Genomic DNA, 10,878 nt, shown 5'->3' with positions numbered 1-10,878 from the left:
CGACGTGCTGTGGGCGATGCTGCGTGACAAGAGGCTCTTCACCTCCGCCCCGCCGGTCACGCAGACGGCTTGACACGATCATTGAGATTCTCCTTTCGTGCGGGCGACGGGACGCGTGGACGGGGTGGCGGCACGTCGCGCTGTCGGATACGTGTTCGAATCCGGGGGATGGTGGGGTGGCTGCGTCGCACCATAGTTCCGGCCGGAGGCGGGAGGCGGATTCCTCTAGTGCCCGTCGAGTGCGGTTCCGGGTGCTCTGGTTCCGGGTGCTCCGGTGGGGCCCTCCGGGCAGGCGGAAACGGCGGGGCGGCCCCAGGATCCCCAGGGGCCGCCCCGCTCGCCGGGCGCTCCGCGCGCTCGTCCCGGTCAGTCCCGGTCAGTCCCGGTCAGTCCCGGTCAGCCCCGGGCGGTCACGCTGGGCGCCTTGCCGTCGGCCTCCGGCAGGAGGCCGCCCGTGGCGCCGCCCCCGGGTGCGCCCTGCCCGCTCCGGTCGGCGAGCGCGACCGGCTCCGGAAGGGCCCCCTGCCGGTCCGGCGGGTAGAACTGCCGCGCCCAGTGCCGCATCGCGCCGATCGGCCCGTCACCCGGGGCGAGCCGGGGCGGTGACGCGTACGCCTTGGTGGACCAGATCGGGAAGTCGGCCGAGGTGAACTCCAGGCTGCGCCTGAACATCGGGCCGGCCAGGAGCCTGGTCAGCACCCGGCTGAGCGTCCGCGCGAGGGCCGGCGGCAGCGCGGCCGGCTCGTTCAGCACGAAGCGGCTCGCCTGGCGCAGCTGCATCCGGCCGGGGGCGACCTGGGTGGCCATCACCAGCGAGCAGATCTCCAGGCCGAGCGAGGGCGTGCGCACGTCGGTGTGCAGGGCGGTGAGGCCGTACCCGTCCACCTCGACGTCGACCTGGCGCGTCCCGAACAGCGGGAAGGTCTCCCGGACCCTCATCGAGATGTGGAAGCGGGTGCCGTCGAACTCCACCGGGGCCGCCAACTCGCCCTGGGGCCAGCCGTGCAGGGTGACGAAGTGGCCCAGGTCGAAGGAGTTCTCCATGACGTCCTGGGCGTGGCCGGGCATCTCGAAGGAGGTGTACCGCAGCGGCTGGTCGCCGAGCCGGTGCCAGGCGGGGACCTCCCAGTCCGGCTCCCGGCCGTCGTGGTGGCGCCAGACGAGGACGGTCTCGTTCACCTCGCGCACCGGCAGCCGGGCCAGCGCGGCCTTGGGCGGCGGGGTGCCGTACCCGGTGCGCACGCAGCGGCCCTCGGCGTCGAAGGCGAACCGGTGGAAGGGGCAGACCAGGTCGTCACGCTCCACGGTGGCCAGGCCCAGGTGGGCCCCCAGGTGCGGGCAGTACGGGCGGATCGCGCGCAGGCGGCCGTCGCGCAGCCGGTACAGCACGACGTCCTCACCAGCGAGTTGGCGGGTGAGGACGGTGCCGGGCGCGAGCTCGGCGGAGAAGGCGAGTGCGGACCAGCCGTCGGGATAGGGCAGTGCCGGTGGGAGGGCGAGGTCGGCCGCGGTCGGGTGGCTGCGGACGGGGTGGACGTGCTTGGACAGGCGCATGAAGTCTCCTGTAGGTCTGCCCGGCGCCGCCGTTGTCAGGCGATTGGCGCCCGAACAGAATGGAATTCAGATGCTATCCATGGGCGAGGAGCGCGTGCACGTCCAACTTCCTTGAATACCAATAACTCTGATCATCAGTCATGTGGGTTGGAGGGAGGGCTCCGGGGCCGGCACGTCTCCGGCGGCCGGTGCTCCGGCATCCGCGGGTCCCGGCCCCCGGGTGCTGGAGGAGGGGTCGAGAGGTGCTGGAAAGCGCTTCCGGGCGGTGGTGGGGTGTGTTGTGGTGGGTGGCCGGGGGAGCCCTGGTCGCGGCGGCCCGACGGTCGGGGCGGGCGGAGCGCCGCTGGTCGGTGACGTAGACGCTCGCGCATGCACCTGAGTGCGGAGGCTATGGAGCGTGCGGCTCGGCGGGATTTGAATGGTGACACGACGACGGACCGGCCGGGCGCGACAGGCACCCGGACCGGATCGGTCTCCGGTGATTCCTTCGAGCCTTGGAATGAGGGTGTTCGTGATGGCTGGTGTGGTGGACCTCGCGGTCGAGTCCGGTGTGGTGCTGGTGGTCGGTGGGACGGGGAAGACGGGCCGTCGGGTGGCGGAGCGGTTGGGTGCGCGGGGTTATGAGGTGCGGGTGGGGTCGCGTTCGGGTGCGGTGCCGTTCGACTGGCGGGACGAGGGGACGTGGGGTGCGGCGCTGGAGGGGGTGAGTGCGGCGTATCTGACGTATTACCCGGATCTGGCGTTTCCGGGTGCGGTGGAGGCGGTGGGGGCGTTCTCGCGGTTGGCGGTGGAGCGGGGGGTGGGTCGGCTGGTGCTGCTGTCGGGGCGTGGTGAGGAGGCGGCGGAGGCCGGGGAGAGGGCGGTGATGGGGTCGGGGGCCGCGTGGACGGTGGTGCGGTGCGCGTGGTTCAACCAGAACTTTGACGAGTCGTTCTTCCTGGAGCCGGTGCTGGCGGGGGAGTTGGCGTTGCCGGTGGGTGGTGCGGTGGAGCCGTTCGTGGACGCGGAGGACATCGCGGATGTGGTGGTGGCGGCGTTGACGGAGGCGGGGCATGCGGGGGAGGTGTACGAGTTGACGGGGCCGCGGTTGCTGTCGTTCGCGGATGTGGCGGGGGAGTTGTCGGCGGCGGTCGGTCGTGAGGTGCGGTTCGAGGCGGTGTCGCTGGAGGCGTACCGGGGGGTGCTGGAGGAGGCGGGGCTGCCGGCGGACTTCGCGGAGTTGTTCTCGGTGATCCTGGACGGCCGTAACGCGTCGTTGGGGGACGGGGTGTGGCGGGCGTTGGGGCGTGAGCCGCGGGACTTCGCCGACTACGCCCGTGCTGCCGCCGCCACGGGCGTGTGGAACACGTGAGCCGACCCGTCCGGGGCGGCGCCGACCGGCCGCCTCCGGGGCGGGGGTCGATGGGATTCCGAACGGACTCTGGAGGTCTGGTCATGGTGGACGGCACGACGGTCTGGTCGACGGAGCGAGGGCTCGGCGCCCTGCCCGAGCAGCTCAAGGGCTTCGGCCTGATGCACGTCGCGATGCGCCGGGACGCCGCACGGCTGACCGCCGTCGCCCAGCGGGGCACGGCGGGCTCCCACGCCGCGCTCGCGGAGTGGTTCGGGCGGCTGCGCGCCGTGATCGACTGGCACCACCACAGCGAGGACGAGATCCTCTGGCCGTACCTGCGCGGCCGGGTGGCGGGCTTCGACGGCAGCGGGGTCCTTGAGGAGGACCACGAGGCGCTGGACGCCTCGATGCGGCGGGTGGCCGGAGTGCTCGGCGCCGGCCTGCGCGCCGAACTGCCGGAGGCCGCCCTCGCGTTCGAGAGCCTGGTGCGCGGGCACCTGCGGCACGAGGAACCGGTGGTCTTCCCTGCGCTGGCCGGCCTGCCGGTGGACGAGTACCTGCGGGTCGAGCGCCGGATCATCGGCAGCGCGCCGACCCAGGTGATGACCTACCTCCAGCCCTGGATGTTCGACGGCGCGGACGCGGCGGCGGTCCGGGCCGTCTCGGCGACCATCCCGGCCCCGGTGCGGCTGCTGGGACGGACGGTCCTGGACCGGCGCTACCGGCGCGGCCTGGCCCCGGTGCTCTGAGCCGGCACCGGACCTTGCGGCACGGCATGGCTCGGCAAGTGCCCGGCCGAATACCGGAGTTCCGGTTGTCGCGGTTCCGTTGCGCGGCCCGCCGCACGGTGGTCGGTGTCGTGCTCCACGTTCGCCGGTACCGCACTCCGCGGGGCCGGAAGCCGGAAGAATGAAGGGGATCTGGGATGCGTTCGGATCAGACCGCGGTTCCGCTGTCGTACGCGACGCCGCCGTCGACCATCGGAGGTGCGGGGGTGGGGAGTTCGGTGCGGGCCGTCGGGCGGAGCAGGGCCGTCGGGCCGCTGCTGGTGGGCTCCGCGATCGCGATGGGCCTGATGGCGGGGTTGTTCTTCGCCTTCGACGTGTCGGTGATGCCGGGCCTGGCGGCCGGGGACGACCGCACGTATGTGACGGCGATGCAGCACATCAACAAGGCGATCGACGGGAACGGGCTGTTCGGCCTGGTCTTCGTCGGCGCGTTCCTCGCGACCGGTGTCGCCGCCTGGCTGCTGCACAAGTCGGGGCGGCGCCGGGCGGCGCTGTGGGCGGCGGGCGGGACGGCGCTGTACCTGGTGGCGCTGTTCGTGACCATGGGTGTCAACATCCCGCTGAACAACGAGCTGGCGGCGGCCGGCGACCCGTCGCAGATCCACGATCTGGCCGCCGTGCGGGCCAAGTTCGCGGATACCTGGGTGCCGGTCAACATGCTCCGCACCGCCCTGTGCACCGGCGGCCTGCTCGCCCTGACCCGCTCCCTGGTGCTCCACGGCCGCGGCGACCGCTGAGCCCCGGACCGGGCTTCCCCGTACACCTCCGCTGTGCCCGTCCGCCTCGTGCGGGCGGGCACCCGGGCGTTCCCGCCAGTGCTCCCGCCGGCGCTCCCGGCCGTGCTTTCGGCCCGGTGGTCAGGCTGCGGGGGCGAGGCCGGTGCGCTGGGTCGTGCGCCACTGCGCCGGTCCGGTGAACTCATCCAATTCACTTGGTGAGACGCCGAGTTGGCGAACAGCGCGGATGTGGTGGAGCATAGGCGGGCCCGGTCTGTTGCGGTGCGCTTGCGCCGCGGCCGAGGCACCGCACGGCTGCTGGGGGAGGAGGCGGTTCCGGTGACTCCGGTGGAACGTCCGTTTCTGGTCCGGGGGAAGGCGGTGCCCCTGGCCAGATACCTGGCGGAGGAGGCCATCGAAGGACTGGTGGCCTGCTCGTGCATCGGCAACGAAGTCAGCATCGACCTCGCGGACACCAGGATCCTGGTGAACCTGGTCGACATCGCCGACGTGCTGCGGCTCGACTTCCACATGGTCCAGGACGGCCCGGCCAAGGCGCGCTCCTGGTCGCGCCGACTGGCCGTGGGCACCGGTCCGCGCGAGATCGCGTCCCGGATCGCCTTGGACGTACGGACCCTGGAGCGCGAGCTGGCGCCCCTGCGCCGGCGCCCGCCCCGGGTGGCGCCCGCGCGTCACCGTCCGGGATGAGCCCGGTGGAGGGCCCGGGCCGGCGGTGTGAGCGCTGCCGGACCCGGGCCTCCTGCTGTTCCGGGCCTGGGCAAGATCCGTGCCGACAAGGGGCGTTGGGGCGTCGGCGGCTGGGTGCACCGCGTCCGCCCATTCGGAACTCAGCCTCCCACTTGTCGCGCGTAGAAACGTTCTCCCGCTGTACGTCTGGCCGTTGCCCGGTGCGAGCGGTAGGGATCTGGTGGCGCTGCTACAACCGCAGCGCCGAACCTTCCCATCCGTGGTCACACCGCCGGGTCCCGAGCCCGGGCGGTGGTGAGGAGCAAGCCCCATGTGGAGCACCCCGATTCCCCGGACCAGCCCGAGAACGCCGCGCGTGCGGCGCCGAACCCTGGCGGCGGCCTCCGCGGCGGCCGTGGTGGCGGCGCTGGTCGCGCTGCCCGGCGGCGTGGCGCAGGCGGTGTCGCCCGACATCGTGATCAGCCAGGTGTACGGAGGTGGCGGCAACTCCGGTGCCCCGTACGGCAATGATTTCATCGAGCTGTACAACCGCGGCACCGCGCCGGTCTCCGTCACCGGCTGGACGGTGCAGTACGCCTCGGCCGGCGGCTCCAGTTGGGCGAAGACGGCGCTCTCCGGGACGATCGCGCCCGGCCACTACTTCCTCGTCCAGGAGGCGGCCGGGACGGGAACGGGGGCCGCGCTGCCGGCGGCGGACGCCACCGGCACCCTCAACCTGTCCGCGACCTCCGGCAAGGTCGCACTCGTCACCAACGGCACGTTGCTGACCTGTGGTTCGGGCTGCGCGACCCAGCCGGGGGTGCGGGACTTCGTCGGCTACGGCAGCAGCGCCGGCTCCGCGGAGGGCTCACCGACCGGCAACCTGTCGAACAGCACCGCCGCCCTGCGCGCCGGCGGCGGCGCCACCGACACCGACAACAACGCGGCGGACTTCGTGATCGGCGCGCCCGTGCCGCGCAACTCCGCCTCCACCGGCGGCGGCACCCCGAACCCGGGCGGCACCCGCATCCACGACATCCAGGGCGCCGCCCGCGTCTCCCCGCTGGCCGGCAGCGCGGTCAGCGCCGTGCCCGGCGTGGTGACGGCCGTCGGCCCCAACGGCTTCTGGTACCAGGACCCGCAGCCCGACAACGACCCCGGCACCAGCGAGGGCATCTACGTCTACACGGCCGGCGCGCCCTCGGTCGCCGTCGGCGACTCGGTGACGGTCAGCGCCACCGTCTCGCAGTACCGCCCGGGCGGCAGCGGCGGCACCAACAACCTGTCGATCACCGAACTGACCGCGCCCAGCGTCACGGTGGTCGCCCACAACGCGCCGCTGCCCGCCGCCACCCTGGTCGGCCCGGGCGGGCGGATACCCCCGTCCGCGGTCATCTCCAGCGTCACCTCCGGCGACGTCGAGACCGCCGGGAACTACCAGCCGGCCACCGACGGCCTGGACTTCTGGGAGTCCCTGGAGGGCATGCGGGTCGAGATCGACAACGCGGCCGTGGTCGGCCCGACCAACTCCTACGGCGAGGTCCCCGTCGTCCCGCAGGGCAGCGGCACCCGCACCAACCGGGGCGGCATCCTGCTCCAGGCGAACGACGGCAACCCGGAGCGGGTCGTCCTGGGCAAGGCGCTCGCACCCACCCCGACCGCCAACGTCGGCGACACCCTGAGCGGTGCCACGGTCGGCGTGCTCGACTACGCCTTCGGCAACTTCACCCTCCAGGTCACCGCGACCCCGACGGTCACCCCCGGCGGCACTGCCCCCGAGGTCACCGCCGCGCCGACGGCCGGCCAGCTCGCCGTGGCCACCTTCAACGTGGAGAACCTCGCCCCGTCCGACCCGCAGAGCAAGTTCGACGGCCTGGCCGCGGGCATCGTCACCAACCTGCGCTCGCCCGACCTGGTCGCCCTGGAGGAGATCCAGGACAACAGCGGCGCCACCGACGACGGCACGGTCAGCGCCACCCAGACCCTGGCCAAGCTCACCGCGGCCGTCACCGCGGCCGGCGGCCCGTCCTACTCCTACCGCGAGATCGACCCGGTGGACGGCCAGGACGGCGGACAGCCCGGCGGCAACATCCGCCAGGTGTTCCTGTTCCGCACCGACCGCGGCCTGTCCTTCACCGACCGCCCCGGCGCCGGCCCCACCACCGCCGACTCCGTGGTGAACGCGGGCGGTACGCCTCAACTGGCCTACTCCCCGGGGCGGATCGACCCGACCAACACGGCGTTCAACTCCAGCCGCAAGCCGCTGGCGGGTGAGTTCCGCTGGAACGGCAAGCCGGTCTTCGTGATCGCCAACCACTTCAACTCCAAGGGCGGCGACCAGCCCCTCTTCGGCCGCTACCAGCCGCCGGCCCACCCCTCGGAGACCCAGCGCCACAACCAGGCGACCCTGGTGAAGAACTTCACCGACCGGATCCTCGCCGTGGACCCGAACGCCTCGGTCGTCGTGCTCGGTGACCTCAACGACTTCGAGTTCTCCGGGACCACCGACATCCTCACCGCCGGCGGCTCGCTCACCGACCTGCCGCGCACCCTGCCGCTGCCCGAGCGCTACACCTACGTGTACGAGGGCAACTCGCAGGTGCTGGACCACATCCTGATCTCCGGCTCGCTGGCGGCCACCTCGTACAGCTACGACATCGTGCACATCAACAGCGAGTTCAGCACCCAGCTCAGTGACCACGACCCGCAGGTGGTGCGCATCCCGCTGCCGTAGCGGGTGCGGCCGGCGGTGCCGGTCTCCCCGGGCCCGGGGAGACCGGCACCCGTCCTCGTCCGCTAGCGCGTCACCAGCCAGGACAGGCTCGCCGTCAGCTTGGCGCGCAGCGCCGGGTCCGCGACCGCAGGGGTCGGGTCGGTGGCGACGGCGGTGAGCACGTGCGGCCGGGAGCGCGGTCCGGTCAGCTTGAGGTCGGTGAGGTCCAATGCGGTGCGGTCGGTGAGCCGGGGAAGCTCCCGGCCGTCCAGGTACCACCGCAGCCGGGTGCCGGGCACCGGCAGGTCGACGCTGAGGCGGTCGGCGGCGGTGAGCCAACTGCCGCCGGCCGTCCGGCTGGTGAGCGGAGCGGCGTGGCGGTAGAAGCCCGCGATCATCGCCTCGCGGCCGGGCAGGTTGAACTCCCGTCCGAGTGAGCGCATGATCGAGTTCTCGGTCGGCCGGTAGAGGCCGGACGGGTAGTAGCCGCCGCCCTGGTAGCTGCCGACGGTGCCGCCGTCCGGCGAGGCCTGGCCCAGCCAGCGCGACCACTTGGTGCCCCGGCGGCGCATCCGGTCGGCGGTGAGCGTGCTGAGGTTGGCCTCCGGCGGCTCGTCGCCCTGGTAGGTTCCCTGGTCGGGGTAGCTGTACTCGTCGGCGAGCTTGCCCAGTGAGTGCCCGGTCTCGTGCACCGCGATCTGCCCGGACTTGGCGTTGCCGCCCGCCACGGTGGCGATCCCCTCGTAGCCGAGCGGGGAGGTGATGTCGTTGTAGCCGGCGCCGCCGTACTTCGCGCTGTTGGCCACCACGAGCACCAGGTCCGCCTGCGGGGCCTTCGCCGCGTACGCCTCGACCGCCTTCTCGTCCACGCAGAGCAGCCGCTCCACGCCGTCGCACCAGAAGTAGGAGCCCAGCGCGGTGTGCCGCACCGTCGCCCGGTCCGGATCGCCGGTCACCCCCGACTCCGGTGAGACGGCGGACACCGCCCAGACGTTGAACAGCCCGCGGTAGGTGGCGTACGGCTCGACGGCGGTGAGCTCGCCCCACTTTGCGGTCGCGTCCGGGCGGAACTTGTCCTGCTCCTGCGCCGTGTAGCCGTCGCCGATCACCACCACGTCCAGCTTGGCGGCCGGATCGCCGTTGTGGACCAGCGCGGTGACCTCGCCGTCGCCCCGTACCGGAGCCACGCCCTGGGGGCGGGCGGCGACGTACGGGGAGGCGGCCGGCGCCTGGGCGCGGGAGATGCCGCCGTCCTCGGCGAACACCTCCACCGGGCGCGTGGGCCCACTGCTTCCCGGACCGCCCCAGGCGGGCGCGGCCCCGAGCGCCGTTCCGGCGAGTAGGGCGGTGATCAGGGCGGTGGCGGTTCTGGCGGCGGTGCGGTGCACGGGCGTCCTCCCGGGAGAGCGGTCTGTGGCTCGCCTCCTTCCCGTGTCGAGGACCTGACAATCATCATGATCGTGAAGCGTCCCGGTAGGCTGCCGGCGATCCGGCAGAATGACGACCATGATCGAAACTCGGAGCTCCGATACCCCAGGCGCCGAGCCCAGGCCCCCGCTGACGGCCGGCCTCACCGGCTCCGAGCTGCTGCGCTGGTACTGGACGCTGGACGAACTGGCCGGTCTGGCCCGCACGATGGGTCTCCCACGGCACGGCGGCAAGGCGGCCTTGACCGCCCGGCTCGCCGCCGCGCTGGACGGCCTGCCGCTGCCCACCGCTCCGGCCCGCCGCCCGGCGAGCGCGCAACTGGCCGCGCCCGTCGACGGCGACACGGTGATCCCGCCGGGCCAGCGGTGCAGCCGGGTCCTGCGGGGGTACTTCGTCGAGGCGATCGGGCCCGGCTTCCACTTCGACGCCTTCATGCGCGACTTCATCGCCTCGAACGCCGGCCGGACCCTGGCCGACGCGGTCGCCCACTGGCACGCCACCCGCCCGGACGCGGCCCGGCCCCGTGAGATCGCGGAGCAGTTCGAGTTCAACCGCTTCACCAGCGCCTGGCACCGGGAGAACCCGGCCGGTACCCGCGCCCAGGCGCGCGAGGCCTGGCACGCCCACCGGGCCCTGCCCAGGACCGCCGCCGGCGGCACGTTGCCGACGGGAGGCTTCACGGCCTCCGGGTGCGCAGAACGCCCGTCAGCATCGGCAGGGTGAACTCGCCCTCGGCGGTGTCCGGCTCGCCCGCGAGGAAGGCGCGGATCCCGGCGAGCCTGGCCGCCCGTTCCTCCTCCGGCATGACGAGCATCCCCGCGCGCGTCCCGAGGGCCGCGACGAGCGAGTCGGCGCTGCGGCGCTGACCGTGCGGGAACACCTCCTGCTCCGGCGAGCCGAACCGGGAGTCCCCACCGGTCTTCGGCAGATGCATCCGCGCCGTCTCGGCGCGCCAGGAGGCGGGCGTGTCACGCGGCCCGATGGCCGCGCTCCCGGCTGCCTCGGCGAGCCGGGCCACCCACCCGACCCGGTCGTCCACGAGGTTCCACAGACCGCCCAGGACACCGCCGGGCGCGAGCACCCTGGCGATCTCGGGCCCCGCCACGGCCATGTCGAACCAGTGCATCGCGTTGCCCGACAGCACGGCGTCGACGGCCCCGTCCGGCAGCGGGATCTCCTCGGCGCTTCCCGCCGGCGCCCGTACGGCGGGCAGTGACTCGCGCAACTCGCCCAGCATCGCCGGATCGGGCTCGACGGCGACGACCTGGACGCCCGCCTCGACCAGCACGGCGGTCAACTTGCCCGTTCCGGCGCCGAGATCGAGCACCCGCGACCCGGGCGCGAACTCGAGGGCCCAGCGCACCGCGGCCCGCGCGTAGTCCGGACGGTGCTCGGCGTAGGCGGCTGCTGCCGCGCCGAACGACGAAGCGTGGCGGAGCTGTTCGTCCTGATCCATCCGGCGACGCTATCTGTGGGACGGGGTGCCGGGTGGTTGTTCTCCGCTCTCCGACCTCGGATCACGCCTCAGCTGGTTCGTGACGTTTCGTTAGTTGTTGGTGTTTGTGGTGTGGTTGGTGTGGGTGGTGGTGGTGTAGTTGTGGAGGTCGAGGGTGTGGGTGTGGGTGCGGTAGCGCCAGGTGTAGGTGGGCCAGATGCTGG

9 protein-coding genes are annotated in these 10,878 nt (G+C 72.9%); 6 read left to right on the top strand and 3 right to left on the bottom strand.

Annotated features, from left to right (window positions below):
• Positions 1-396: 396 nt before the first annotated feature.
• The gene (locus ACZ55U_RS38085; RefSeq protein WP_465534058.1) at positions 397-1,554 is read right to left on the bottom strand and encodes a Rieske 2Fe-2S domain-containing protein; all 1,158 of its coding nucleotides are present in this window, start codon (positions 1,552-1,554) and stop codon (positions 397-399) included.
• A 514-nt stretch (positions 1,555-2,068) separates the two neighbouring features.
• On the opposite strand from ACZ55U_RS38085, the gene ACZ55U_RS38080 reads away from it, so the two are divergent.
• From ACZ55U_RS38080 to ACZ55U_RS38060, 5 genes are all read left to right on the top strand, one after another.
• A complete protein-coding gene (locus ACZ55U_RS38080) occupies positions 2,069-2,905 on the top strand; it encodes a Rossmann-fold NAD(P)-binding domain-containing protein (protein ID WP_465534057.1) in 837 nt (278 codons plus the stop codon).
• A gap of 83 nt (positions 2,906-2,988) precedes the next feature.
• On the top strand, positions 2,989-3,636 hold the full coding sequence (locus ACZ55U_RS38075) for a hemerythrin domain-containing protein (RefSeq protein WP_465534056.1): 648 nt from the start codon (positions 2,989-2,991) through the stop codon (positions 3,634-3,636).
• A 176-nt stretch (positions 3,637-3,812) separates the two neighbouring features.
• Positions 3,813-4,412 (top strand): anthrone oxygenase family protein, encoded by a 600-nt coding sequence (locus ACZ55U_RS38070; protein ID WP_465534055.1) that lies wholly within the window; start codon positions 3,813-3,815, stop codon positions 4,410-4,412.
• A 360-nt stretch (positions 4,413-4,772) separates the two neighbouring features.
• Positions 4,773-5,099 carry a hypothetical protein gene (locus ACZ55U_RS38065; protein ID WP_465534053.1) on the top strand — a complete coding sequence of 109 codons (327 nt, stop codon included), beginning with the start codon at positions 4,773-4,775 and terminating at the stop codon, positions 5,097-5,099.
• Between the two features lie 355 nt (positions 5,100-5,454).
• A complete protein-coding gene (locus ACZ55U_RS38060) occupies positions 5,455-7,812 on the top strand; it encodes a lamin tail domain-containing protein (RefSeq protein WP_465534051.1) in 2,358 nt (785 codons plus the stop codon).
• A 62-nt stretch (positions 7,813-7,874) separates the two neighbouring features.
• On the opposite strand, the gene ACZ55U_RS38055 is transcribed toward ACZ55U_RS38060, so the two are convergent.
• A complete protein-coding gene (locus ACZ55U_RS38055; protein WP_465534049.1) occupies positions 7,875-9,179 on the bottom strand; it encodes a M64 family metallopeptidase in 1,305 nt (434 codons plus the stop codon).
• A 118-nt stretch (positions 9,180-9,297) separates the two neighbouring features.
• Between ACZ55U_RS38055 and ACZ55U_RS38050 the strand changes: the two genes are divergently transcribed.
• A complete protein-coding gene (locus ACZ55U_RS38050) occupies positions 9,298-9,942 on the top strand; it encodes a DUF6434 domain-containing protein (RefSeq protein WP_465534047.1) in 645 nt (214 codons plus the stop codon).
• Here the strand turns inward: ACZ55U_RS38050 and ACZ55U_RS38045 are convergent.
• A complete protein-coding gene (locus ACZ55U_RS38045; RefSeq protein ID WP_465534045.1) occupies positions 9,896-10,675 on the bottom strand; it encodes a class I SAM-dependent methyltransferase in 780 nt (259 codons plus the stop codon). The two genes, ACZ55U_RS38050 and ACZ55U_RS38045, sit on opposite strands and share 47 nt — an antisense overlap.
• Positions 10,676-10,878: the final 203 nt, after the last annotated feature.

The organism is Kitasatospora sp. NPDC034533 (assembly GCF_055575155.1).
This window is presented reverse-complemented; position numbering and strand designations above follow the sequence as displayed.